At 72.5% G+C, this 24983-nt stretch carries 18 protein-coding genes; 7 read left to right on the forward strand and 11 right to left on the reverse strand.

From position 1 onward, the window contains the following. Positions 1 to 43: 43 nt before the first annotated feature. Together ftsX and ftsE are read right to left on the reverse strand one after the other, a co-directional pair. The gene (ftsX, locus tag GC092_RS10355; protein ID WP_324011791.1) at positions 44 to 955 is read right to left on the reverse strand and encodes a permease-like cell division protein FtsX; all 912 of its coding nucleotides are present in this window, start codon (positions 953 to 955) and stop codon (positions 44 to 46) included. Further along, positions 952 to 2061 (reverse strand): cell division ATP-binding protein FtsE, encoded by a 1110-nt coding sequence (ftsE, locus tag GC092_RS10360; protein ID WP_324011792.1) that lies wholly within the window; start codon positions 2059 to 2061, stop codon positions 952 to 954. Before ftsE ends, ftsX begins: the two co-directional genes overlap by 4 nt. Positions 2062 to 2198: 137 nt before the next feature. Here ftsE and GC092_RS10365 point away from each other — a divergent pair, with 137 nt between their 5' ends. Continuing rightward, complete coding sequence (locus GC092_RS10365; protein ID WP_324011793.1) at positions 2199 to 3065, forward strand: Cof-type HAD-IIB family hydrolase; 867 nt, start codon at positions 2199 to 2201, stop codon at positions 3063 to 3065. Between the two features lie 7 nt (positions 3066 to 3072). Here GC092_RS10365 and GC092_RS10370 read toward each other — a convergent pair whose 3' ends face one another. The 4 genes from GC092_RS10370 to pulA form a co-directional block, all read right to left on the reverse strand. Continuing rightward, positions 3073 to 4482: a sugar porter family MFS transporter gene (locus GC092_RS10370; protein WP_271173299.1), complete on the reverse strand. Its 1410-nt coding sequence runs from the start codon at positions 4480 to 4482 to the stop codon at positions 3073 to 3075. After that, entirely contained in the window at positions 4482 to 6173 is a 1692-nt protein-coding gene (locus tag GC092_RS10375) for an amino acid ABC transporter ATP-binding/permease protein (protein ID WP_324011795.1), read from the reverse strand. The genes GC092_RS10370 and GC092_RS10375 overlap by 1 nt, the downstream gene beginning before the upstream one ends. Further along, entirely contained in the window at positions 6170 to 7855 is a 1686-nt protein-coding gene (locus GC092_RS10380; RefSeq protein WP_324011796.1) for an ATP-binding cassette domain-containing protein, read from the reverse strand. The genes GC092_RS10375 and GC092_RS10380 overlap by 4 nt, the downstream gene beginning before the upstream one ends. A gap of 98 nt (positions 7856 to 7953) precedes the next feature. Next, complete coding sequence (gene pulA / locus GC092_RS10385; RefSeq protein WP_416383268.1) at positions 7954 to 13647, reverse strand: pullulanase-type alpha-1,6-glucosidase; 5694 nt, start codon at positions 13645 to 13647, stop codon at positions 7954 to 7956. A 181-nt stretch (positions 13648 to 13828) separates the two neighbouring features. On the opposite strand from pulA, the gene GC092_RS10390 reads away from it, so the two are divergent. Next, positions 13829 to 14404 (forward strand): TetR/AcrR family transcriptional regulator, encoded by a 576-nt coding sequence (locus GC092_RS10390; protein ID WP_282979153.1) that lies wholly within the window; start codon positions 13829 to 13831, stop codon positions 14402 to 14404. 31 nt (positions 14405 to 14435) lie between these two features. After that, the gene (locus tag GC092_RS10395; protein WP_324011798.1) at positions 14436 to 15539 is read left to right on the forward strand and encodes an LOG family protein; all 1104 of its coding nucleotides are present in this window, start codon (positions 14436 to 14438) and stop codon (positions 15537 to 15539) included. A gap of 3 nt (positions 15540 to 15542) precedes the next feature. On the opposite strand, the gene GC092_RS10400 is transcribed toward GC092_RS10395, so the two are convergent. The 3 genes from GC092_RS10400 to GC092_RS10410 form a co-directional block, all read right to left on the reverse strand. Next, on the reverse strand, positions 15543 to 16946 hold the full coding sequence (locus GC092_RS10400) for an ABC transporter permease family protein (protein WP_324011800.1): 1404 nt from the start codon (positions 16944 to 16946) through the stop codon (positions 15543 to 15545). After that, positions 16943 to 17689 carry an ABC transporter ATP-binding protein gene (locus GC092_RS10405; RefSeq protein ID WP_324011802.1) on the reverse strand — a complete coding sequence of 249 codons (747 nt, stop codon included), beginning with the start codon at positions 17687 to 17689 and terminating at the stop codon, positions 16943 to 16945. The genes GC092_RS10400 and GC092_RS10405 overlap by 4 nt, the downstream gene beginning before the upstream one ends. A gap of 127 nt (positions 17690 to 17816) precedes the next feature. Further along, the gene (locus GC092_RS10410; RefSeq protein WP_324011803.1) at positions 17817 to 19088 is read right to left on the reverse strand and encodes a phytase; all 1272 of its coding nucleotides are present in this window, start codon (positions 19086 to 19088) and stop codon (positions 17817 to 17819) included. A gap of 150 nt (positions 19089 to 19238) precedes the next feature. Between GC092_RS10410 and GC092_RS10415 the strand changes: the two genes are divergently transcribed. Beyond that, positions 19239 to 19850, forward strand: coding sequence for a dihydrofolate reductase family protein (locus tag GC092_RS10415; RefSeq protein WP_324011804.1), 612 nt, complete (start codon positions 19239 to 19241; stop codon positions 19848 to 19850). Positions 19851 to 19861: 11 nt separating this feature from the next. On the opposite strand, the gene GC092_RS10420 is transcribed toward GC092_RS10415, so the two are convergent. Further along, complete coding sequence (locus tag GC092_RS10420) at positions 19862 to 20440, reverse strand: TetR/AcrR family transcriptional regulator (RefSeq protein ID WP_324011806.1); 579 nt, start codon at positions 20438 to 20440, stop codon at positions 19862 to 19864. Positions 20441 to 20501: 61 nt separating this feature from the next. On the opposite strand from GC092_RS10420, the gene GC092_RS10425 reads away from it, so the two are divergent. From GC092_RS10425 to GC092_RS10435, 3 genes are read left to right on the forward strand one after another with little or no spacing between them, the layout of a single operon-like run. Continuing rightward, a complete protein-coding gene (locus tag GC092_RS10425) occupies positions 20502 to 20888 on the forward strand; it encodes a DUF1304 domain-containing protein (RefSeq protein ID WP_324011807.1) in 387 nt (128 codons plus the stop codon). A gap of 44 nt (positions 20889 to 20932) precedes the next feature. Then, positions 20933 to 21943, forward strand: a complete 1011-nt coding sequence (locus GC092_RS10430) for an NADP-dependent oxidoreductase (RefSeq protein ID WP_324011809.1) — start codon at positions 20933 to 20935, stop codon at positions 21941 to 21943. 26 nt (positions 21944 to 21969) lie between these two features. Continuing rightward, positions 21970 to 22482: a nucleoside deaminase gene (locus tag GC092_RS10435; RefSeq protein ID WP_324011811.1), complete on the forward strand. Its 513-nt coding sequence runs from the start codon at positions 21970 to 21972 to the stop codon at positions 22480 to 22482. Here GC092_RS10435 and pepN read toward each other — a convergent pair. Further along, positions 22470 to 24965: an aminopeptidase N gene (gene pepN / locus GC092_RS10440; RefSeq protein ID WP_324011813.1), complete on the reverse strand. Its 2496-nt coding sequence runs from the start codon at positions 24963 to 24965 to the stop codon at positions 22470 to 22472. The two genes, GC092_RS10435 and pepN, sit on opposite strands and share 13 nt — an antisense overlap. Between the last annotated feature and the right edge of the window lie 18 nt (positions 24966 to 24983).

Here is a 24983-nt window from a genome sequence, read left to right on the forward strand (position 1 = left end):
CCTCGCTCTCACGGCGCAGCCTTCCACCCTAGCAAGGGTCGGGCTATGCCCGGAGCCAGCGCCGGATCGCGAAGCCCGCCGACAGCGCCGCGAGCACGACGCCGACCACGACGAGCACCGGCACGACGGCCCACGCCTCGGCCATCCCCACCCACGGGATGGCGTACATCTCGTTCACGAGGTACCGCTCGACGCCGAAGTGCACGCCCGCGAGCACGGCCGCGCCGGCGAGGGCCGCGCCGATGAACGCCGCGAACACGCCCTCGAGGACGAACGGCGTCTGGATGAACCGGTTGGACGCGCCCACGAGGCGCATGATGCCGACCTCGCGGCGGCGGGCATACGCCGAGAGGCGGATGGTCGTGGCGATGAGGAGCACGGCCGACACGAGCATGAGGGCCGCGATGCCGATCGCGATGTACGTCGCGATCGTGAGGGTCGCGAAGAGCGGATCGAGGTACTCGAGCTGGTCGGTGATCTCCTCGACGCCCTGGATGCCCGTGAACGCCTCGACGATGACGTCGGACTGGCTCGGGTCGACGAGGTTGACGTGGAACTCCGCGCTCGTCTGCTCGGCGGTGAGGAGGCTCGCGTAGTCCTCGCCGAGGTTCTCGACGATCGAGTCGAACGCCTCCTCGGGGCTGAGGTAGGTGTAGTCCTGGATGAGCGGCGACAGCGTCGGACCCTCGAGCTCCTCCTGCACGGCGGCGATCTGCTCCTCCGACGCGGCGCCGTCGACGCACGTGTCGCCGGTCGACAGGGGCGAGCACATGTAGATGTCGACGAGCGCGCGGTCCTGGAAGTACGCGTTGGTCTTGGCGATCTGGGCCTGCATGAGCACGGCCGCGCCCACGAAGGTGAGCGAGACGAATGTCACGAGGATGACCGAGACGACCATCGAGGCATTGCGGCGCAGGCCCTGCAGCGCCTCGCCGAGGACGAGTCCGAATCTCATGAGGTCGGCCCCACTTCGTCGTCGCGGGAGGTGAGCCCCAGGCGGTCGGCCATGCCGAGCGCGTCCACGTCGACGTCGACGCGCGGGATGGACGAGGTGCGGTTGGCGGCGTCCTCCGACTCCGGATCGACGCCGGGCGCGGCGGATGTCTCGGCGGCGCGCTCGACGGGCGGGATGGCCGCGTCGGCGGGCTCGGACGGCTGCGCGGCGGGCGCCGGCACCGCCCGCGCGGCGGGCGCCGACGTCGGCTCGGCGGTGGTCTCCACGACCTCCTCGACGGCGTCGACCGCGCGCTGCGTGGCGCTCTCGGCCGTCTCGCCCGGGGTCTCGGACACCTCGCGCTGGACCTCGAGGACGGCGGTCAGGGCCGCGATCGCGGCCGCACCGCGCTCGGTCTCCGGTTGCAGCGTGCGGATGACCGAGGTGTCTCCGTAGCCGCCGTGGCGGTCGTCGCGGACGAGCTCGCCCTCGCGGAGCTCGATGACGCGGCGCCGCATCTGGTCGACGAAGGTCGCCTCGTGGGTCGCCATCACGACCGTCGTCCCTGTCGCGTTGACCTGCGCGAGGATGCGCATGATGTCGACGGACGTCGTCGGGTCGAGGTTGCCGGTGGGCTCGTCGGCGAGGAGCAGCTGCGGCCGGTTGACGAGCGCCCGGGCGATCGCGACGCGCTGCTGCTCGCCGCCGGACAGCTCGTGCGGCATGCGGCGGCCCATGTCGGCCAGGCCCACGCGCTCGAGCGCCTCGGGCACGGCCTCCTTGATGAAGGCGCGCGACCGGCCGATCACCTGGAGCGTGAACGCGACGTTCTGCGCGACGGTCTTCGACTGCAGGAGGCGGAAGTCCTGGAACACCGCCCCGATGTTGCGGCGGAAGTACGGCGTGCGCCGTGAGGTGAGGGTCTTCGTGTCGCGACCGAGCGCGACGACGCGGCCCGAGGACGGAAGGTCCTCGCGGAGGATGAGGCGGAGGCAGGACGACTTCCCCGAGCCGGAGGCTCCGACGAGGAAGACGAACTCGCCGCGCTGCACCTCGAAGTCGATGTCGCTGAGGGCCGGCTTCGCCGTGCCCTTGAAGCGCTTGGTGACGTGTTCGAACCGGATCATGGCGTACCGAGCCTAAGTCGCGACGCCCCGGGTACCTCGAGCGACACCCCCGCCCGACGCGTTGCCAGGCGGTTCGGAGGTGAGTGGCCTCCGAGGCGCGTGTGGTGTCATGGTGCTCTCCGACGAAAGGCCTCGCCGTGCCCCGCACCTCTCCCCTGCCGTCCGCCGCCGCGGCGACGGACCTGCCCGCTCCCCGACTCGTCGTGAGCGACATGGACGGCACGCTCCTCGACGCGGCCGGCGAGGTTCCCGAGGCGTTCTGGCCGCTGCTCGACCTCATGCGCGAGCGCGGCATCGTCTTCGCACCGGCGAGCGGGCGGCAGTACGCCACGCTCGCCCGGCTCTTCGCGCGCGCCTCCGACGGAATGCCCTTCATCGCCGAGAACGGCGCCTATGTCGTGCGCGACGGCGTGGAGATCTCGTCGCTCGTCCTCGATCGGGCGTTCGTCGTCGAGGCGGTCCGGCTCCTGCGCTCCCTCGCGGGCGCCGGGCGCGACATCGGCGTCGTCCTCTGCGGCAAGCGCTCGGCGTACATCGAGCGCGTCGACGCCCCCTTCGTCGCCGAGGCGAGCCGGTACTACGCCGCGCTCGAGCGCGTGGACGACATCCTCGCCGCCGATGACGACGTCCTGAAGATCGCGGTGTACGACTTCGTCGACGCCGCCACCGGGACGGGCGCCGAACTCGACCGGCTGCGCGAGACGCACCAGGTCGTCGTCTCGGGACGGAACTGGATCGACGTCATGCCGCCCGCCGCGAACAAGGGCGCTGCGGTCGAGAGCCTGCAGCGCGAGCTCGGCGTGACGCGGGACGAGACGGTCGCCTTCGGCGACTACCTCAACGACCTCGAGATGCTCGATGCGTCGGGGCAGTCGTACGCGATGGCGAACGCCCACCCCGACATCCTCGCGCGCGCCCGCTTCACGGCGCCCGCGAGCGAGGACGAGGGCGTCGTGGCCGTGCTGCGCGGGCTCCTCGACGCGGAGCCCGCGCAGCAGGGCTGAGCGGAGGTCAGCCCTCCATGTCCTCGAGCTCTCGGCCCTTCGTCTCGCGCACCTTCCAGAGCACGAAGAAGAACGACAGCAGCGAGAAGAACGCGTAGAACCCGTACGCGAAGGTCAGGCTGATGTCGCTGAACACCGGGAAGGTCGTCGAGATGAAGAAGTTCGCGACCCACTGAGCGGCCGCGGCGACCGCGAGCGCGCTCGCGCGGATCCGGTTGGGGAACATCTCCCCGAGGAGCACCCACACGACGGGGCCCCAGGTCGCGCCGAAGCCGACGACGAACAGGTTCGCGGCGATGAGGGCGATGATCGACCACGGTGCCGCGAGCTCGGCGCTCGTCGTGCCGTCGGCCGCCGTGACGAGCTCGGCGAACGAGAACGCGAGGGCCATCGTCCCGAGCGAGAGGGTCATCAGCACCGAGCCGGACAGGAGAAGCGCGCGGCGGCCGACGCGGTCGACGAGGATGATCGCGACGATCGTGACCGCGATGTTCGTGATCGACGTGATGACCGACGTCGTGAGGGCGCTCGACTCGTCGAAGCCGACCGACCGCCACAGCGTCGTCGAGTAGTAGAAGATGACGTTGATCCCGACGAACTGCTGGAACACCGACAGCAGCAGCCCAACCCACACGATGGGCTTGAGGCCGAGCACGGGCCCGGCGAGGTCGCGGAGCGATTCGCGCTTCTCGCTGTCGAGCGAGTCCCGGATCTGCTGGATCTTGAGGTTGACGTCGGGCTCGCCCGTGAAGTCGAGCAGCACCTGCGACGCGCGGTCGTAGTCGCCCTTGCGGACGAGGAAGCGCGGCGACTCAGGCAGCCGCAGCGACATGACGCCGTACACGATCGCCGGGATCGCCTCGGCCATGAACATCCACCGCCACGCGTCGATGCCCCACCAGAGCACGGCGTTCGAGCCGCCCGCGATGCCGGCAAGCAGCGCGTTCGAGAGCAGAGCCGCGAAGATGCCGAGCACGATCGCGAGCTGCTGCAGCGAGCCGAGCCGGCCGCGGATCCGCGCGGGCGACACCTCCGCGATGTACGCGGGCGCGATGACCGAGGCCGCGCCGACGCCGAGACCGCCCACGACGCGCCACACGATGAGGTCGATCACGCCGAACGCGAGACCCGATCCGATCGCGGAGACGAGGAAGAGGATGGCCGCGACGAGCATGACGGGGACGCGCCCCCAGCGGTTGGCGATCGACCCGGCGAACCATGCGCCGGCCACGCAGCCGAGCAGCGCGGACGACACCGCGAAGCCCTTGAGCGCGGCCTCGAGCTCGAAGTCCGCCGCGAGCGCGTCGACGGCGCCGTTGATGACGGCGGTGTCGAATCCGAAGAGGAATCCTCCGAGCGCCGCGGCGATCGCGATGCCGATCACCCGGCCGCTGGTCCTCGTGTGCTGTCTCTCCATCAGAGTCCTCCTCGTTCTGCCTGCGGACGTTCGAGGCCTCGTGAGCCTCCCGTGCGTGCTCGCTCCGTGTCAAGGGCTCCCGCGTCGGAGGCCTCGAGGGCGAGGATCTCGGAGATGCCGGCCACGGCGTCCGCACGGTGCGCGATGACGATCGTCGTGAGCTCGGGGCGCGCCGCGACGCTGCGGCGGATGGCCTCCTGGGTGATCGGGTCCTGATGGGATGTCGCCTCGTCGAGGATGAGGAGGCGCGGGCGCCGCGCGAGGGCGCGCGCGAGGCTCAGCCGCTGGCGCTGGCCGCCCGAGAGCGCGAGACCGTCCTCGCCGACGCGCGCGGCGAGACCGTCGGGGTGCGCGCGCACGTCGTCGGCGAGTGCCGCCTGCTCGAGCGCTCGCCACGCGTCATCCTCCGAGAGCCGCGGATGTCCGAGGCGCAGGTTCTCGAGGACCGTCCCGCTCACGAGCACGGCCCGCTGCTCGACGAGCGCGACCGCGGCACGCAGCTCGGAGAGCGCGATGTCGCGGAGATCCACGCCGCCCAGCAGGATGCGCCCCGACCGGGGATCCCGTGCCCGGACGAGGAGCGACGCGAGCGTCGACTTGCCGCTTCCGCTCGGCCCCACGACGGCGAGGCTCCCGCCCGCCGGCACCGCGAACGACAGTGCATCGAGGACCGGAAGAGCGGCCTCCGAATACGCCGCGGTCACGTTCTCGCCCCGGACGTCGAGCGGGCCGTCCGGCAGCCTCACGGGTCGCTCGGGGTCGGCGACGCGCGGGCTGCGATCGAGCACGTCGAGGTAGCGCCGGGCCGCCGCGAGCGCGAGCGGGAGGCTGCGCGCGAACGCCTCGACCGCGGTGACGGCGGGCGCCGCGCCCACGACCGCGGCCGCGAGCACGACGTGCGCCGCCGGGTCGCCGCCCGCGAGCGCGAGCAGGGCGATGACGGCCGCGAACGGCCAGACGGCGCCGATCGCCGTCCGTGCGCCGAGCGCGCGCCCCTCCGCTCGCAGGTGCGCCCCGACTCGCGCCCCGAGCGCATCGAGTGCGGCGAGGCGCCGCTCCTCGGCGCCGAGGGTCCGGATCTCGACCGCGGCGGCCGCGTCCTCCGCGACGTGCTGGGCGATCGCGGCGCGTTCGACGAGGAGCCCGCGCGCTGCGGAGGCTCCGCGCGCGCGGCCCACGAGCGGCGCGAGCACTCCCCCGATGATGAAGGCCGCGAGGACGACAGCTCCCTCGGCCGGTCCGACCGCGAAGCCCGCCGCGACCAGACCGCCGGGCACGATGACCGCCGCGAGCGCCGGAACGAGGGTGTGCGCGAAGAAGACCTCTACGCGGTCGATGTCGCGTGCGGCGATCGAGGTGAGCTCGCCCGACCCCTCCGCGATCTCGGCGGGCGCGAGCGGGACGACCGCGTCGTAGAACCGCAGCCGCATGTCGGCGATGAGATCGAACGCGGCACGATGGCCGAGGAACTGCTCGAGATACCGCAGCCCGCCCTTCGCGACGGCGAGGGCCACGAGCAGGACGACCAGCGGCAGGATGTCGACGGAGGCGCCCGCGGCGACGGACACGATGGCCCCTGCCGGCACGGCGAGCAGCGCGACGCCCGCGGCGAGCCCCGCGAGCCGCGCGAGCAGGGACGCGAGCAGCCAGGGCCAGGCCGGTGCGGCGATGCGAGCGAGCCGTGCGATCACGATGCCTCCTCCGCCGAGGTGGCGGCCGCGAGGTAGCCGCTCGACAGCGCGAGCTCGGCAGGAGCGCCCGCGGCGGTGACTCTTCCGCCCTCGATCACCACGACCCGATCGGCGGCGTGCGCCTCGGCCAGACGGTGTGTGACGAGGAGAACCGCGCGTGTGCGCGCGAGGTCTCGGAGCGTCGCGAGGACCCGGTCGGCCGTGTCGCGGTCGAGGCTCGCCGTCGGCTCGTCGGCGACGAGCGCACCCCGGCCGCCGAGCAGGGCACGCGCGATCGCGATGCGCTGCGCCTGACCGCCCGAGACGCCTCGCGCGCCCTCGCCGACCCCCGTCTCGATTCCGGCCGGCAGCTCGGCCTCCGGCGTCGCGAGACCTGCGGCGCGAAGCGCCGCGACCAAATCGTCGTCGGACGCGCCGGGCGCGGCCAGAAGGAGGTTGTCGCGCACCGTGCCGGTCAGCAGCACGCTGCGCTGCGGGACGTAGGCGACCGCCGCGCGGAGGGCCTCGGCGGACGCCTCGCGCCCGTCGATGCGCAGGCCCGTCGCGGGCAGGAGCCCGGCGACCGCGAGCGCCAGCGACGACTTGCCGGATCCCGAGGGTCCAATGATCGCGGTGAGCCCGGGGGCGAGCTCGAGATCGACCTCGTCGACGACACGGACGCCGCCTCGATCGACGCGGATGCCGTCTCCGCGGATGCGGGCGCCCGGCGCGACGGCCGGCGCTGCGGATGCGGGCGACGGAGCGGACGCGATGGCGGCGCGCACGCGCTCGGCCGCGGCGCGTCCGGCGAGCCCGACGTAGAACGAGCGGCCGAGGCGGTCCACCGGCTCACGCAGAGGCACGGTCAGGAGGAGCAGCGCGAATGCGGCCCCCGGCGAGACGGAGCCGTCCGCGACGCCGGACACCGCGAGCGCGCCGACGAGCGACAGCATCACGACCCCGAAGATCGCATCGGTGACGAGCAGCACGACCTGATTGCGCCGGAGAAGGCGCATGGCCTCCACGCGCATCCTCTCGGCCTGGGCGGCGAGCTGCGCGCGGCGCTGCCCCTCGGCACCCAGCAGGCGGATCGTGCCGAGAGCGCGCAGCGTCTCGAGGAAGGACGCGGCCAGACGCGCGGAGATCATCCGGAAGCGGCCGGACCCCGCGCGGAAGCGCGACAGGAACCAGGCGATCACAGGCGGGATCGCCGCCGCGCAGACCGCGATCGGCAGCGCGATGCCGGTCGAGACGAGCACCGCGATCGCGACGATCACGACCACGGGCACGGTGAACGCGGCGATGAGCGGCCCGAGGAAGACGCTGCGGTAGTGCGCGGCCCGCTCGACGTCGTCGGTCGCGCGCGCGACGCGGTCGCCCGACGGCGTGCCGTCATCGAGCGGCGCCGTCAGCTGCGCCGCGACGACGGCGCGACGCCAGGCGCGCTCCTCACCGGCCTGCGCGAGCGGAGGAAGGAGCGCCTCGGCTCCTGCGAGAAGCGCCGCGGCCGCCGTGGCGGCGAGCGCGATGCCGAGTGCGGGGGCGGCGCTCGCGCCCTGGAGGAGCGCGTCGATGCCCGCGCCCGCGGCGAGCGCGGCCCCCGTGAGGGCGCCCGCCCGCAGGACCCCGAGCGCCACCACTGCCCAGCCGGCGGGCGGGACGTCCGCGAGCACGCCGAGCGGGCGCCGAGGGGTGGTGCGCATGGGAGATGAGGCCTTCGGGGTCGAGGGACTCGATCCATCCTAGGAAACGCGGGAGAGGAGGGGCGCATCGCGCCCCTCCTCTCCCGCGTGGTCCGAGCTCAGTCGACGAGCACCGCGACCGTCCGCGCCGGGATCTCGATGGTCGCCGTGTCCGCGCTCCAGGAGGTCTCCTGGACGACCGGGTCGGAGCCGTCGGCCTGCGCGGGCGTGAGCGCGAGGGCGCGTCCCTCGAGCCCCGCGAGCGATTGCGTGACCGGCTCATCCGAGGCGTTGAAGAACACGAGCGCGCCGTCGAGCTCGGGGTCGGCGTCGGCGCCGCGCAGATCGTCGATCCACATCGCGATCGTGCCCGGCGCGTCGGTCGCGGGGAACGACACCTTCTCGTGGATGAGCTCCGACGAGCCGAGCGTGAGCAGGCCCACCTCCGAGCGCACCTCGAGCAGGTCGAGCGCCGCGGCCTCGGCCGTCGCGATGTCGTCGGCCGTCGGCTTCAGCGCAGGGTCCTCGAGGAGGGGCGCCATGATGCTCCATTTGCCGCCGTTGTCGGCCTCGGGAGGCAGACCCGACCCGAAGGTGGACTCCTGCCCCGACCAGTCGATCCGGTTGAACCAGTCGCCCGAGTCGTAGCTGTTGCGGTCGAGCGACTTCGAGCGGAGCAGCTCGGTGCCCGCGTGCCAGAACGACACCGACTGCGACAGCGTGGCGGTCGCGAGGGACAGCGTGTTCATGCGCACGCGCTCGGCCATCGGGGTGTCGGCCGGGAGCTTGAACACGGAGAGGTCGTAGAGCGTCTCGTTGTCGTGCGCATCGACGTAGTTCACGACCTCGGATGGCTCGTCGGCGTAGCCGGCGGGCGCGCCGCGATAGTCGATCTCATCGCCCCGGCGGATCTCGCCGTCCGACGTGAGCAGCTCGTAGTCGCGGAGGTTGCCCGCGAGGCCGAGCTTCACGAGGTCGGTCTCGTGGCCGAGGTCTGCGAGCGCCTGCTCGCCGGTGCCGTTGATCGGGTCGCCGTTCGGGTCGGTGCCGAGGCCCGTGCCGAAGCCCTGGCGGAATGTCGACGATCCGTCGACCGGGCTGCCGCCGTGCACGGCGTCGCGGAGCCGGTCGTTGAACGTGCCGATCCCGGTGCCGCCGAGCTGGCCCTGCTTCGCCTGGGTGAAGAGCCGGTTCCCCGCGACCTCGCCGAAGTCCCAGCCCTCGCCGTAGAGGTAGATGGACGATCCGTCGACGCCGTCGCGGCGCAGGGTGAGCTCGTCGAGCGCCGCGCGGATGGCGGTCATGTTCTCGACGGAGTGGTGGCCCATGAGGTCGAAGCGGAATCCGTCGACGTGGTAGTCCCGCGCCCAGGTCACCACCGAGTCGACCATGAGCTTCTGCGCCGCGGCGTGCTCGGTCGCGACGTTCTGGCAGCACGTCGACGTCTCCACATCTCCCGCGGCGTCGAGGCGGTGGTAGTAGCCCGGCACGACGCGGTCGAGCACCGAGCGCTCCCCCTGACCGGACTCCGCGGTGTGGTTGAACACCACGTCGAGCACCACCTCGAGCCCCATGCCGTGCAGCGCTCCCACCATCGAGCGGAACTCCGCGACGCGAGCCCCTCCGTGGGCGTCGGCCGCGTAGGAGCCCTCGGGCACCGAGTAGTGGTACGGGTCGTACCCCCAGTTGAAGCCGTCCTGAGCGGCGACCGCCGACACGCACTCCTGCTGGTCGGGCGACGCCGGCCCCATGGAGGCGAGGTCGCAGCCGGGCTCGAGCTGCGCGGCCCGGTCCTCCTCGATCGTGGCGATGTCGAAGGACGGCAGGAGGTGCACGGTCGTGATGCCGGCGTCGGCGAGCTGACGCAGCTGCCGCGTGCCGTCGCTGTCCCGCGTGAACGCGCGGTACGTGCCCCGCTCCTCCGCGGGCACGGACTCATCCGCGATCGAGAAGTCGCGGATGTGCAGCTCGTAGATCGCGCGGTCCACGTCCTGCTCGACCTCGGGCGCCTTCGCCTTCGTCCACTGCTTCGGCTGCCAGGCCCTGTCGTCGAGATCGATCGCGACCGAGCGCTCGGAGTTCGACGTGAGCGCGACGGAGTACGGGTCCGTGACGACGTTCGTCTCGATGGCGCCCGTCGTCGGCGCGAAGACGGTCACCTCCCAGGCGAACTCATCGCCCTTGAGATCCTTCTTCCCGCGGACCTCCCACACTCCGGAGGCCTCGTCGTAGCGCGCCTCGTGGCGGAGCGGATCGCCGTCCGCGCCCTCGTCCCACGTGAGCAGGGTCGCCGACTGCGCCGTGGGGGCCCACAGGCGGAAGGTCGGCTTGCTCCCCTGGAACGTGACGCCGAGCTCGACCCGCTCGAGCGCGTCCGCGTAGAGCGCGTCGAGCAGCCCGGGGATCTGGACGCCGGTGTAGCCGGTGATGACGCCGTCTCCGCCGCGCTGTGCGACGGCCAGCTCGCCGCGAGCGAGCTCCGCGGCGTCCTGCCCTTCGACCCGCAGCGCGATCCCGTCCGCGAGCGCCGGGAAGCGCTCGCGCTGCTCCTCGGTGAGGCCCCCGTCGACGACCGTCAGGGCGATGGGGTCGGCGCCTTCGACGGCGCCGTCGACGAGCTCGAGGCTCGCGTCCGGCGAGGCGTAGAGCTCGTACGACGCCCCGTCGGGCTGCCCGAGGTCGGCGGGCCAGACGAGCGTCTCCTCATCGATCCAGTGCGCGCGCTGCTCCCCCGTCCCGGCGAGCGGCGGCTCGGCGGCGGCGATCTCGAGCCGGTGGTCGGCGATCGAGTAGCGGAAGGTCACGGGCGTGCCGTCGGCCACGCTGAAGGAGTAGTTCGCTCCGTCGCGCACGCCGTCGACGCCGTAGTTCTCGTCCCAGCTGCGCCCGTGCGCGACCTTGGCCTCGTAGCCGCCGTCGGGGATGGCGTCGGTCGTGAGCTCGTAGACGCCGTCGCGATCGCCGTCGGAGAGCAGTGAGCCGAGGCAGTCGGGAGCCCAGTCGCCCGCGCACCCGAGCTCGCTCTGGAAGCTCCCTGGCACCGTCACGATGGGGCCCTCCGCCGTCGACTGCACCACGTTCGAGCGCGGGTCGAAGAGGAACGTGATCGGGCCGCCGTCGTGCGAGAACGAGAAGTTCGCGCCGTCCTGGACGCCGCCCTGGCCGTAGTTCACGGTCCAGCTGCCGTTCAGCGCCACCTTGTACTCGTAGTCGCCCGCGGGCAGGTCGAACGTGCCGGCGTAGACACCGCCCGCCTGCAGCTCGAGCTTCGCCGCCTCGCACGCCGGGTCCCAGTCCCCCGCGCAGCCGAGCTCGGAGTTGTGGCTTCCGGGCACCGTGACGAGCTCGATCGGCGTCTCCGGCTCCTCCCTCTCGACGAGATCGACCGCATTGCCGACCGATGCGTAGGTCGAGGCCGCCGAGCGGTTGCCCGCGGCATCGGTCACCACGGCGCGGTACTCGACGAGCGTTCCCGCTGGCAGCTCCGAGACGTCGTGGAAAACGCGCGGCTCGGTGTCCTCGGCGGTGCCGAGCGCGTGCCAGGCATCCTCTCCGACCGTGCGCCACGAGAAGCTCGTCTCGATCCATCCGTCGCCCTCGACCTCCGCCGAGATCGGTGCGAGGCCCTCGAGGCCTGCACCGGGTGTCGGGGCCGCGATCTGCACGGCGGGCGCGGCGTCGCCCGCCGACACCGTGGCGTCGGCGCGGTAGACGACCGCGCCGAGTGCGGGGACGGTGACCGATGCGGTGCCGGACGCGTCGCTCGCGATGGGCGCGTCCGCGCCGTACACGGGAGCGTAGGACGCATCCGAGGTGAGCGTGGTGAGCTCGACCGTGCGCGCCTCCTCGGCGTTGTTGAGGGCGACGACGTACTCGACCTTCTCATCGCGATCGACGCGCGAGAAGGCGTACACGCCCGCGCCGTTCTCGGCGTAGAGCTCGACCTGGGCGCCGGTCGACAGCGCGGGGTGCGCCTCGCGCAGCGCAGCGAGCTCGGCGATGTGCGTGTAGAGCGGCGCCGACGTGTCGTAGCGGTCGACCGATCCCGCGGTCTCCCCCGTCACGAGGGGCTGCTCGACGTACTCCGCGACCTGCGAGGCGAAGAGCGTCTGGCGTGCGCCCTTGTCGCCGCCCGTGCCCGCGAAGCCCTGCTCGTCGCCGTAGTAGACGACCGGCTGCCCGCGCGTGAGGAACAGCAGCTCGTGTGCGAGCTCATCCCGCTCGAGGGCCTCGCCCGTGTTCTGGAGGAGGTAGCCGATGCGCCCCATGTCGTGGTTCCCGAGGAACGTCGGCAGCGCCGTCGCCGACGAGTCGGGCGTCGTGTAGCGGTCGTCGCCGTCGAAGAGGCCCTGGAGGCCCTTCGCGGAGTTGCCCGCCGCGAAGCCCGCCGCCGAGGACTGGAAGGCGAAGTCGAGGACCGAGTTCATGTCGGTGTCGCGCACGTACGGCGCGAGCTTGACCGGGTCGGCGTCGTAGACCTCGCCGAACATGAAGAAGTCGTCCTTGCCCTGCGCGTGCGCGTAGTCGAGGACCTCCTTCGTCCAGGTCTCCCAGAACGGGAAGTCGACGTGCTTGACGGTGTCGATGCGGAAGCCGTCGATGCCGAGGTCGACCCAGTCGCGGTACACCTCGACGAAGCCGTTCACGACGGTCGGGTGCTCGGTCATGAGGTCGTCGAGACCGTCGAAGTCGCCGTAGGTCACCGACTCCCCCGACCAGGTCGAGTTGCCGCGGTTGTGGTACAGCGTCGGGTCGTTGAGCCACGCGGGGGTCTTGGCCCCGGGGTCGCTCGTCACGGGCGTGTACGGGAACGAGGTCTCCGCGTCGAGAGCCGGGAACGATCCCGTTCCGGAATAGTCCGCGGGGTCGAAGGCGCTGCCGTCCGCGTCGCGATACGGGCTCGTCGCCTGGTCGATGTACCCGTACTGGCCCTCGGCGTAGTCGATGACGTCGGCGGTGTGGTTCGTGATGATGTCGAAGTACACCTTGATGCCGCGCGCGTGGGCGTCCGCGATGAGCGCCTCGAGCTCGGCGTTGGTGCCGAGGTGCGGATCGATGCGGGTGAAGTCGGTGACCCAGTACCCGTGGTACCCGGCGCTCGCGTTCGCGCCCTCGCCCTGCACGGGCTTGTTGGCGAAGCTCGGCGTCAGCCAGATCGCCGTCGTGCCCAGACCCTCGATGTAGTCGAGACTGTCGCGCAGTCCCGCGATGTCGCCGCCCTGGTAGAACCCGCGGTCGGTCGGATCGAAGCCGTGCGCGAGCCGGTCCCCCTCGATGCCGCCCGTGTCATTCGCGGGGTCGCCGTTGGCGAACCGGTCGGTCATCACGAAGTAGAACCGCTCGTCGGAGCCGGGCTGCCGCACGGGCGCCGCGACGAGCGCGTCGTCCTCCGCCGTGTACCCGCCCGTGAGATCCACGACCTCGACGCCGACGCGCTTGAGGTTGTCGTCGAAGACGAACCGCAGGGTCGCAGGTCCCGCGACGGCGAGCGGGATGTCGTCGGCTCCCCCGTCGAGCCCGTACGCCTCGTCCCATGTGTCGTTCAGCGCGACCTTGTAGTGGTAGCTGCCCGCCGGCACCTCGAATTCGGCGGCGTACACGCCCTCGACGTCGGTCGGCGCGAGCTCGGTCTCCGAGCAGTCCGGCAGCCAGTCGTCGGCGCAGCCGAGCTCGCTCTGCAGGCTGCCCACGAGCGCAGGCGACCGATCGGCGGCGCTCGCGGACACGGCGGAGCCGACCGCGCCCGAGAGCGCGAGGGCGGGGATGGTCATGAGGGCAAGCGCGCGACGTCGCGCAGCGGTCGTCTTCGACACGTCTTCTCCGGGGGTGCTCGGGTGATGACGCCAGGCGTCCCGCCGAAGGTAGCAACCTCGGCGGCGATTCTGCAAGCGCTTGCAGCGAGAAACATGAAGCGTCGCCGCCGACTTGGCCCCTTCCGCGCAAGCGCTTGCAGGGTGGGATGTGCGGGATGCCGCGATCGGGCACACTGGAGGGATGGCGGAGGACCCCCGAGCGCTGCGCAGCCGCAGGCGGCTGCAGGAGGCGCTGCACGACCTGCTCACGCGCGAGGCGCTGACCGACATCGGCGTCGCCGAGCTGTGCCGCGCGGCCGGTGTGCACCGGACGACGTTCTACGGGCACTACACGAACGTGGGCGACGTCGCGTCCGACATGCACGCGAGCTGGCTCGACGCAGCCGCTGAGATCTCCGTGCAGCCGGGAGACTCGCTCGACGACCTCGCGGCGCGGTACGAGGAGGCGACCACGGCCGTCCTGCGCGGCATCACCGCGGAGCGCCCCGCCCTGCGCGCGCTCCTCGCCTCGGAGTTCTCCCTCGACTTCCGCCGACGGCTGCAGGCCCTCTTCGACGAGCGGTGCGCCACGGCGCTGTCGCGGTTCCGCGAACGCGGCTTCGATGTGGTCTTCGACGACGCGGTCGCTGCCGCGTACGTCGCAGGCGGGTTCGTGGGCGCCGCCCTGCGCTGGGCGACGAGCGACGACGCCGACGAGGAGTCGTACACGCGCGCGATCTTCCAGCACCTTCCCGCATGGTGGCCGCGCCCGGCCTGACGCGGCACGGCACCGCGCTAACCTCGGACGGATGAGGCACAGGCGCGGGCGGATCGTCGTGGTGGAGTCCCTGGCCGAGTTCGACGCCCGGCTCGCGCAGGGCGCGCGGAGCCTGCGCGGATGGCGCCTGCTCGGCCTCGACCTCCGCGAGCGGTCCGGGCAGCTCGCGGAGGTCGACACGTCGCGCGCGACCTTCGCGGGATGTGCGCTCGCCCCGGGTGACGCCGAGCTCCACGCCGGTCGGGGCGCGCTCGTGCTCCCCGACGTCGCCTTCGCCCCCGTCGACCCCCATCGCGACGCGCTCTACACGGCCGACGAGCTCTACGACGCGCCGGCGTGGGACGCATCCCTCGACGGACGCGCGTACGCCTGGTCGCAGGAAGCGCGCGACCCCGACGCCGTCCTCGCCCGCGTGCTGCACGACGCGGGGGTCGACGCGGCGCTCGAGCGCTGGGTCGCGGGGCGGCACCTCGTCGGCGTGATGGGCGGCCACGCCCTCCGGCGCGGCGAGCCCGACTACCGCGAGGCCGCGCGCCTGGGGCGCCTCCTCGCGGCGCAGCGCCCCGACGGGCGCCTCGTCGTCGCGACCGGAGGGGGTCCCGGCGCCATGGAGGCCGCGAATCTGGGCGCGCGCTTCGCCGATCTCCCCGAGGACGCGCTCGATGCGGCGCTCGCGACCCTCGCCGTGCATCCGTCCTTCCATCCGTCGGTCGACAGATGGGCCTCATCGGCGCGCGCCGTCCTCGCCGGCCTCGCGTCGCCCGTCGACACGCTCGGCGTGCCCACCTGGCACTACGGGCACGAGCCGCCGAACCTCTTCGCGACGGCCATCGCGAAGTACTTCCGGAACGCGCTGCGCGAGTCGATCCTCCTGCAGCTCTGCGACCGCGGCATCGTCTTCCTGCCCGGCGCCGGCGGAACCGTGCAGGAGATCTTCCAGGACGCGTGCGAGAACTACTACGCGACGCCGGGGACCGTGGGCGAGATGGTGCTCGTCGGCCGGCGGCACTGGACGGAGACGTACCCCGCCTGGCCGCTCCTGCGCGCTCTCGCGGAGGGGCGGTCCATGGCGGGGCACGTGCACCTCGTGGACGACGTCGACGAGGCGGCAGCGCTCATCGCCGCGCGCGGCTGACGGCTACTCGGTCCGCTCGGGGTCCCGCAGCACGCGGGTGAGCACGGGGCGCGTCGCCCGCAGGGCGAGCCACACGAGCAGGATGCCGAACGCGAAGCACGCGACCATGACGAGGATCGAGATGGGCGCGAGGATGAGCGACATGCCGAGGAGCGGGAAGACGAGCGCGCCCCCGGCGAGCGCCGAGACGATGACCGTGAAGAGCAGCGGCCCCATCGTCGCGCGCGTGCGCGCGGCCTCCATCGTCGCGCGCGGCATCCCGATGCGATCGAGCGCGACGTAGAGCCCGCGCCGGTCGAGGATGGCGGCCGCCTGATTGACGCCCACCGAGCACGCGACCATGAGGAACGAGACGACGAGCGTGATGAGGATGCCCGTGCGCACGTCGACCATGAGGTAGGCCTCCGCTCCCTCGCCGGCCGGGGTCGCCTCGGCGAAGGCCATGCCCGAGCCGCCGACCACCGCGACGAACGTCGTCATGGCCATCCCGCCGACCTGCCGCCATGCGGCCTTGGGGGATTCGAGGACGGCGCGCGCCGCGATGAGCCGCTCGGGGGTCGTCGCGCGCTTCACGCGGAGCCGCGCGTGCACGCCGATCGCCCACGGCCCGATGAGCCCGAGCACCCCCACGCCCGCGGCGAAGCAGCCGCCGAGCGCGATGACGACGGCGGCGTATCCCGGCAGCGCGCCCAGGGCGCTGAGCACCGCATACGCACCCGCGACGACCGCGACGGCGATGACCGCCCGCAGCCAGTGCAGCCGCGGCGCCTCCTGCCTCGTCCGCACACCCAGCGGCGAGATGTTGACGCGGCGCAGTCCGAGCCCCGCGCTGAGGGCGGCGACCGCGCCGACCGCGGCGACGACGCCGAGAAGCGGCCCGGGTCCGACCCAGAGCGACGCCGCGCCGATCGGCCGTCCGAGGAACGGGATGAGGCCGACGAACGGCATGAGCCCGAGGTAGAGCACGATGCCGACGAGCGCCCCGGCCACGGCGACCGCCGTCGACTCGAGCACGGTCATGATCGTGACGAGGCGGGGCGTCGCCCCGAGGAGGCGGAGCGTCGCGAGCCGGTCGTCGCGACGGCGCGCCGAGAGCCGGGCCGCAGCGCCGCCGAGAGCCATGAGCGGCACCGCGAGGATCGCGAGCGCCACGATGCTCAGCACCTGGTAGAGCGGGACGATGCCGGCGTCGTCGACCGGCCAGGCCCAGAACATGAGCACGCCCCCGAGCACGGTGAGGAGGAGAGCGGTCGTCACGGCGAACGCGACGGCGGGCAGCGCGAGCGCGGCCGCGCTCTGCGCGCTCGGTCGCGAGAGGTGCCAGGTCAGGCGCAGCACCGGGGCGCGGCCGCTCCCCTGCCCGAGCGGCGCGGGAGGCGCCGTGCGCTCGGCCGCCAGCGCGGTCATCGCGCCACCGCCGTCGTCCGCTCGCCCTGGACGATCCGTCCGTCGCTCAGGCGGATGGTCCGCGTGCAGCGCGCCGCGACCTGCGGATCGTGCGTGACCACGACGAGCGCGTGCCCCTGACGCAGGGTCGCGTCGAGCAGGGCGGTCATCACGTCGGCCGACGTGGCCGAGTCGAGCGCGCCGGTCGGCTCGTCGGCGAACACGACGCGCGCTCCGGTCGCCTGGGCGCGCGCGATCGCGACGCGCTGCGCCTGACCGCCGGAGAGCTGGCCGATGCGACGGTCCTCCATGCCGGCGAGGCCCAGCGCCGCGAGCCACTGCGCGGCGTGCGCCTGTGCCGCCTCCCGCGGATGGCCGGCGAGCATGAGCGGGAGCGCGACGTTCTCGACGGCCGTGAGCTCAGGCAGGAGGAGGCCCTGCTGGAACACGAAGCCGAGCTCCTCTCGACGCAGCTTCGAGCGCTCGGACTCGCGCAGGTCGTTCACGAGCCTGGCGCCCGTGCGCGTCTGGAGGGTCACCGTCCCGGCATCGGGGGTGATGATGCCCGCGAGCACGTGCAGCAGGGTGGTCTTGCCCGACCCCGAGGCGCCCATGATCGCGACGGCCTCGCCCGGGCGCACCTCGATGTCGACGCCCGCGAGCGCGTAGGTCGGTCCGTAGGCCTTCGTCAGGCCGCGTCCGCTGAGCAGCGGCGCGGACGGGGCATGGGCGGAGGCATCGGGTCGAGGGTCTGGAGTGTGCATGCATCCATGACATCGGACGGCCTCCCGCGGCGGCGTCCGCCGGGCGGCCCCATCCGGTCATCCTCGCGATGTATCCCGTCTCGGCCGCGGAGGGGAGCCGCCCCGCCGGCGGCTCCCCTCCGACCCGTCACCGGCGTGCGACGTCGAGGTCGAGGCCGCTGCGCTGCGCGACGTCCTCCCAGGCGAGGAACTTGAAGTTCGTGCTCGCCTCGTCCGAGCCCTCCGGCGTGTTGTCGCCGTCCTGCACGACGAGCAGTCCCCCGTCGAAGCCGGGCAGGCTCGCGCTCACCGCGTCCGCGCCGTCGCTGTGCTGCGTGCCGTCGACCGCGCCGTCGCCGATCGCGAACGAGCCGACGTAGTCGTTCCCGCCCTGCAGCTCGTAGACGGCGAAGGTGTCGTCGCCCTGGCTCGAGGCGAGGAGGTAGCCCTTCTTCCCCTTCGTGCGGTAGATCGTGAGCCCCTCGATGTCGGTGCGCAGAGCATCGCCTCCGAAGCCGGGGTTCTCCCCCGCGACGCATTCGTCGGTCTCCGGGTCGTACACGGCGGGCTGGCCGAACTCGACCGCGGTGTCGACGAGCTCGGGCTCTCCGGTGAGGTCGGCGTCGACCTTCCAGATGCCCACGAGCTCCTGGCCGAGGTAGGCCGTCCCTGTCCGGTCATCCACAACCATCCCCTCGACCTGCGCGTACTCGCCGGGGTCGTCGCACGTCGTCCAGGTGGAGCCGTCGGGCAGCGTGAACGCGGCCGGCAGGGCGAGCTCGCGGATGCGCTCCCAGCCGACGGTGCCGTCCTCGCGCGCCTTCAGCTCGAGGAGGGCCACCTCCGTCTCGGAGTTGCGGCTGACGAGCGCGTACGCGCCGTCGTCGTCCTGCCACGTCGTGAGGCCGTACGCGGTGTGCTCGCCGTCGATCTCCTCCTGAGAGGCGCTGAAGATCCAGCCGGCGTCGGGGTCGGTGACCTCGGTCAGCTCGCCGTCGTCGATGACGAAGATGCCCAGGTCGTCCATGCCCTTGTCGGACGCGACCGCGAGGTCGACCTCGTCGCCGTCGAGCTCGAAGTCCTCGACGATGTCGACGTTGTTGTAGCGGCCGGGCGCGTGGTCGTCGCCGGGTGCCGGCTTCGGGGCGATGTGCTGGAGCTCCTCGCCGTCGAGGTCGTACACGTAGATGCCGGCCTCCTTCGCGGTCGCGATGACCACGCTGTCCTCGGGGTCGTCCTCGTCGATCCAGATCGCGGGGTCGTCGGCGTCGGCGTCGTCCTCGTCCCACAGCGCGGGGGTCTCGAGCACGGCCGTGAGCTCATCGGGCTCGTCGTGGTGAGGGCGCGCCTGCGTGGCGGAGGCGCCGACGAGCACGGCGGCCGTGCCGATCGCGGTGACGGTGAGCAGTCGGGGCAGCAAGGTCTCTCCTCGGTTCGGGGAACGGTGACGCTCGATCGTTCTCCCCGGCCGTGAACGCGACATGAACCGGCGCTGACGCGACGACCGGCGTTGACGGCGCCGCCGCGGGTGCCTAGCGTCAGTCGCAGGCGGCCCCGAGGAGGCAGGCGCATGGGAGTGGTGTTCTCGAGCTTCACGACGTCTCTCGACGGATTCATCGCCGACGAGCACGGCCGGGTCGGCGCGCTCTTCGACTGGTACGAGAACGGCGACGTCGAGGTGCCGCTGCGCGGCTACGGCCTGGTGTTCCACATGTCGCAGGCGAGCGCCGACTACTGGCGGCAGAACGACACCGAGGGCGCGTTCGTGGCCGGACGCGGGATCTTCGACGACGCGCGGGGCTGGGGCGGGAGGCCGCCGGGCGACTCGCCGACCGTCGTGGTCACGCATCGACCGCCTCCGGAAGGCTGGCCGCCCGTGCCGGACGCGCCCTTCACCTTCGTCGGCGACCTCGACGAGGGACTGCGGATCGCGCGCGAGCTCGCCGGCGACGGCGACATCAACGTCGCGGGCGCCGACATCGTGCGCCAGTGCCTCGACCGCGGCGTCCTCGAGGAGATCCGCGTCGACCTCGCGCCCGTGCTGCTGCACGCCGGCACGCGGTACCTCGCCGGGATCGCCCGCCGGGACATCGAGCTCACGCAGCTCCAGGTCGTCGAGGGCACGGGCGTGACCCACATCCGGTACGCCGTCGCGTACCGCGACTCCGCGGACGCGCGCTGATCCCGCGGAGCTCAGCCCTCCAGCAGGCCGACCGCGGTGTCGAGCGTGCGCGCCGCAGCCTGCGCGTCGACCCGCACGGTGGCGAGCGCCGCGACGACGAGCCCCGTGAGCGCTTCCGCGAGTCGCAGCCGCTCGCCCTCCGACCGCTCCGGATGCCGTGCGGCGACGCCTGCGGCGAGCGCGTCGCGCAACTCGGCACGGTAGGCCGCGACCGTCTCGGCGACCGCGTGGTCGTCGCCGATCGGCGCCGACGCGGCGTTGATGAGGAGGCACCCGCTCGTGGCCGGGAGCGTGCGCGCCCGCGCGAGCGCATCGCGCAGACCCACGAGATAGTCGCGTGCCGCGGTCACCGCCACGTCCGCGCCCTGCAGCGGCCTCAGGCGCGGGCGCACGACCTCGTCGAGGTAGCTCTCGACGGCGGCGTCGAAGAGACCGCGCTTGGATCCGAACGCGTGATAGAGGCTCGACCGCCGCAGCCCCGTCGCCTCCTCGAGCGCGGGCACCGACGCGCCCTCATAGCCCTCGTGCCAGAACACGCCGCGCGCCGCGCGCACGACCTCCGCGCGGTCGAAGCTCGGAATCCGCCCCATGTCCGCTCCCGTCACCCGTTCCCCGGACTATATTGTAACGGTCATTACAGAAAGGTCGATCATGATCGTCGCAGGTCTCGTGCTCGCCGCCGTCGCGGCACTCGTCCACGTCTACATCTTCTTCCTCGAGTCGATCGCCTGGACGAGCCCGCGCGCCCTCAGGACGTTCGGGCAGACGCGCGAGGCGGCCGAGGCGCAGAGGGAGCTCGCCTTCAACCAGGGCTTCTACAACCTGTTCCTCGCGATCGTCGCGGCCCTCGGCGTCGTGCTGTTCGCCACGGGCGCGGCCGTCGTCGGGGCGACCCTCGTCTTCACCGGAGTGGGCTCGATGCTGGCCGCGAGCCTCGTGCTCCTGATCTCGAGCCCCGACAAGGCCGCGGCCGCGCTGAAGCAGGGCCTGGTCCCTGCTCTGTCCGTGATCGCGCTCGCGATCGGCCTCGCCCTGTGATCGACGCACCCCGCGAAACCGCAGCGAAGGAGAGAACCCGGCCCATGCCATCCGCCGTCAGCACTCAGATCCAGCTCGTGTCCCGCCCTCAGGGCTGGCCGACCCACGAGGACTTCCGCACGGTCCAGGTGACCTACGGCGACCTCGCTGCCGGGGAGGTCCGTGTGGAGAACGCGTTCGTCTCCGTGGACCCGTACATGCGCGGGCGCATGAACGACGCGCGCAGCTACGTCGCGCCGTACGCGCTCGGCGAGACCATGGAGGGCGGAGCGGTCGGACGGGTCGTGGCGTCGGCGTCGGACGACGTGCCGGTGGGCAGCGTCGTCGTGCACCAGCTCGGATGGCGCGACATCGCGCAGGCTGACGCGTCGGCGTTCCGAGTCGTCCCCGACCTGCCCGGCGTTCCCCTCTCGCTGCGGCTCCACATCCTCGGGATGACCGGGCTCACGGCGTACGTCGGGCTCACCCGCATCGCGGAGATGAAGGAGGGCGACACGGTCTTCATCTCGGGCGCGGCCGGAGCCGTGGGCACGGCCGCGGGCCAGATCGCGCGGCTCCTCGGCGCGAAGCGCGTGATCGGCTCGGCGGGCTCGCCCGAGAAGGTCGCCCTGCTCACCGAGAAGTACGGCTACGACGCGGCGGTGGACTACAAGGTCGCCCCCATCCGTCAGCAGCTGGCGGACGCCGCGCCCGAGGGCATCGACATCTACTTCGACAACGTGGGCGGCGACCACCTCGAGGCCGCCCTCGACGCCTTCAACGACGGCGGCCGCGCGGCCCTGTGCGGGGCGATCGCCACGTACAACGCCGACGGCCCCGTGCCGGGCCCCGACAACCTGTCGAACCTCGTCACGCGCGGTCTGCGCCTCGAGGGCTTCACGGTCGGCAATCATCTGTCGGCGGCGCCGGAGTTCCAGGAGCGGATGGGCGGATGGCTCGCGGAGGGACGCATCGCCTACGACGAGACGATCGTCGACGGCATCGACCACGCGGTCGACGCGTTCCTCGACATGATGCGCGGCGCGAACACCGGGAAGATGCTCGTCCGGATCTGAGGCCAGGGCCGCGCTATCGTCGCGGCATGAGCACCACCCTGAGCGACACCGATCTCGCGCATCTGCGCCGCTGCGTCGACCTCGCGCGCGAGGCCCTCGACGACGGGGATGAGCCGTTCGGCTCCGTCCTCGTCGACGCCGAGGGCCTCGTGCGCTTCGAGGACCGCAACCGCGTGAAGGACGGCGACGCCACCCGACACCCGGAGTTCGAGATCGCACGCTGGGCAGCCGCGCACCTGTCGCCCGCCGAGCGGCGGACGTGCACCGTGTACACCTCGGGTGAGCACTGCCCGATGTGCGCCGCTGCGCACGCGTGGGTCGGGCTCGGGCGCATCGTGTACGCGTCGAGCACCGAGCAGCTGGACGCGTGGCATCGCGCGTGGGGCGTCCCCCCTGGCCCCGTCGCCGCCCTGCCCATCACGGCGGTCGCGCCCGGCGTCCGCGTCGCCGGCCCCGCGCCCCAGCTCGCGGCCGAGATCCGCGCCCTGCACGCGCGCATGCTCGGCCGCGAGGCGGACGACGGCGATCAGGCCGGCTGAGCCGCGCGGACCCGCAGGGCGCGCGCGAGGTGGTCGCGCTCCTCGATGACGATCCGGCGCAGTGCGGCCGGGGCGTCGCCGTTCGCGGCGAGCCACGCGTCGACGCGATCGAGTGAATCGGCCTCGGGGAACAGCCCGCGCACGAGGCGCCCCGCGATCTCGATGCTGCGCTCCTCCCACGCGGCGCGGATCCGCGCGAAGTAGGCGTCGTCGAAATCGGCGACGAGGTCGCGCCGGCCGCCGGCGCGGAAGCCCGAGATGGTCGCCGAGAGGTGGTCGTTCGTGAGCGTCCGATCCTCCCACGCGGCGTTCCACGCGTCCCGGCGGACCGCGGCGTCAGGGCGCGACGCGAGCACCCGGAGGTGCTCCGTCCGGCCGCTCGCGGTGTCGTCGCGCGCGAGCTCGGCGTCGGCGTCGGCAGACGTCGCATGCCCGGTTGCGGCGAGCGCCGCGAGCCACGCCCAGCGGAGGTCGGGGTCGAGAGCGAGGCCATCCGGCGCAGGCCGCTCGCCCGCGAGGATCGCACGGAGGTCGGCGGCGCGCCCGTCGTGGAAGGCCGCCGCCGACGCGACCGCACGCGCCCAGGCGAGCTGGCCGTCCGACCCCGGTGCCGCCGCGGTCATCCCCTGCCACGTCGTCTCGAGCCAGGCCGCGCGCTCGGCCGCGCGCGACGACTCCGGCGTGTAGTGCCCGACCGCGTAGGCGGAGTTCGCGAGCACGCCGCCGAGCAGCGCGACGTTCGACTCGGCCGGTGCGTGACGCCGGACGATCTCGAGGTAGCGCCCCGTGGGGAGCTCCCCGTCGCGGGCCGCGTTCCAGAGCGCCGACCACACGAGCCCGCGCGCGAGCGCATCGTCGATGGTCGAGAGCGCCTCGTGCACGGCGTCGAGCGAGCGCGCGTCGAGGCGGACCTTGGCGTACGTGCGGTCGCCGTCGTTCGGGAGGATCAGATCGACGTCGGGGGCGACCGGGAGATCCACGGTCGTGCGCTCCGCGCGGATGTCGAGGTCGAGCGATGCGCGGCGGACGAGGCGGCCCGCGTCGATCGCGTACAGGCCGAGCGAGAGCCGGTGCGGACGCGGATCGGTCTGCACGACGGTGAGGCCCTGCCCGCGCTCGACCGAGATCGTCGACATGCCGGTCGTCTCGAGCCACGCGCGCGACCACGCGCGGACGTCGCGGCCGGACACGGCCTCGAGCTGCGCGAGCAGATCCTCGAGCGTCGTGTTCCCGTACGCGTGCGCGGCGAAGTAGCGTCGGGCCCCCTCGAAGAACGCCTCCTCGCCGACGAACGCGACGAGCTGCTTGAGGACCGACGCGCCCTTCGCGTAGGTGATCCCGTCGAAGTTGAGCTTGGCTGCCTCGAGATCGGGGATGTCGGCGACGATCGGATGGGTCGTCGGCAGCTGGTCCTGCTGATACGCCCACGCCTTGCGTCGATTCGCGAACGTCACCCAGGCGTCTGTGAACCGGGTCGCCGCGGCGGCCGCGTGCGAGCCCATGTAGTCGGCGAAGGACTCCTTGAGCCAGAGGTCGTCCCACCAGCGCATCGTGACGAGATCGCCGAACCACATGTGCGCCATCTCGTGGAGGATCGTGTTGGCGCGCGCCTCGTGCTGCGCCGCCGTCGACGCGCCGCGGTACACGTAGGCCTCCGTGAAGGTCACGAGACCGGGATTCTCCATCGCCCCGAGGTTGTACTCGGGAACGAACACCTGGTCGTACTTGCCCCACGGGTACGCGAACGCGAACGCGTCCGTGAAGAAGTCGAGGCCCTGGCGCGTGACCTCGAGCACCTCGTCCGCGTCGAGGTGCTCCGCGAGCGACCCGCGGCAGAGGACGCCGAGCGCGACCTCCTGCTCGTCGCGGCGCCAGACGCCGTCGACGCGGTGGTAGGGGCCCGCGGCGACCGACGTGATGTAGCTCGAGATCGGCAGAGTCGGCGCGAATTCGACGTGCTGCGCGCCATCCGCCTCCTCCGACGCGACCGCGCTCTGATTCGAGAGCACGTGCCATCCGCGCGGCGCGGAGACGCGGAACGTGTACCGCGCCTTCATGTCGGGCTGCTCGAAGCAGGCCATCACCCGGCGGGAATCGGCGGGCTCGTACTGCGTGTACAGATAGGTCTCGCCGTCGACGGGGTCGACGAACCGGTGCAGGCCCTCGCCCGATCGGCTGTATGCGCCGCGTGCCGCGATGCGCACGGTGTTGCGGTCGGCGAGGCCCGAGACGCGGATGCGCGCGCCATCCCACTCGACATCGTGCGCGACGCCGTTCACCTCGACGGACTCGACGGCCTCTCCGATGAAGTCGATCCACGTCTCCTCGGCCGTCGCGTCGAATTCGAGGACGCTCGTCGTCGGGAAGCCGCTGCGCTGCGGATCGGGTGCTCCCGTGAGATCGAGCTCGACGCGGATGGCGTGGACGGTGATGGCCGCGGATCGCGCGGCCGCTGCTTCACGGCTGAGGTTGGCGCTGTTCACCGGTCCATGCTTTCACGG

The sequence above is a fragment of the Microbacterium sp. JZ37 genome, assembly GCF_035188445.1.
GTDB classification, from domain to species: Bacteria; Actinomycetota; Actinomycetes; order Actinomycetales; family Microbacteriaceae; genus Microbacterium; species Microbacterium barkeri.

Bases quoted from the DNA above. Each gene is read 5' to 3' on its own strand.
- ftsE (WP_324011792.1), bottom strand. From the start codon at position 2,061: ATGATCCGGTTCGAACACGTCACCAAGCGCTTCAAGGGCACGGCGAAG.
- GC092_RS10430 (WP_324011809.1), top strand. From the start codon at position 20,933: ATGCCATCCGCCGTCAGCACTCAGATCCAGCTCGTGTCCCGCCCTCAG.
- GC092_RS10425 (WP_324011807.1), top strand. From the start codon at position 20,502: ATGATCGTCGCAGGTCTCGTGCTCGCCGCCGTCGCGGCACTCGTCCAC.
- GC092_RS10395 (WP_324011798.1), top strand. From the start codon at position 14,436: ATGAGGCACAGGCGCGGGCGGATCGTCGTGGTGGAGTCCCTGGCCGAG.
- GC092_RS10380 (WP_324011796.1), bottom strand. From the start codon at position 7,855: ATGCGCACCACCCCTCGGCGCCCGCTCGGCGTGCTCGCGGACGTCCCG.
- GC092_RS10420 (WP_324011806.1), bottom strand. From the start codon at position 20,440: ATGGGGCGGATTCCGAGCTTCGACCGCGCGGAGGTCGTGCGCGCGGCG.
- GC092_RS10435 (WP_324011811.1), top strand. From the start codon at position 21,970: ATGAGCACCACCCTGAGCGACACCGATCTCGCGCATCTGCGCCGCTGC.
- GC092_RS10370 (WP_271173299.1), bottom strand. From the start codon at position 4,482: ATGGAGAGACAGCACACGAGGACCAGCGGCCGGGTGATCGGCATCGCG.
- GC092_RS10400 (WP_324011800.1), bottom strand. From the start codon at position 16,946: ATGACCGCGCTGGCGGCCGAGCGCACGGCGCCTCCCGCGCCGCTCGGG.
- ftsX (WP_324011791.1), bottom strand. From the start codon at position 955: ATGAGATTCGGACTCGTCCTCGGCGAGGCGCTGCAGGGCCTGCGCCGC.
- GC092_RS10415 (WP_324011804.1), top strand. From the start codon at position 19,239: ATGGGAGTGGTGTTCTCGAGCTTCACGACGTCTCTCGACGGATTCATC.
- GC092_RS10390 (WP_282979153.1), top strand. From the start codon at position 13,829: ATGGCGGAGGACCCCCGAGCGCTGCGCAGCCGCAGGCGGCTGCAGGAG.
- GC092_RS10405 (WP_324011802.1), bottom strand. From the start codon at position 17,689: ATGCACACTCCAGACCCTCGACCCGATGCCTCCGCCCATGCCCCGTCC.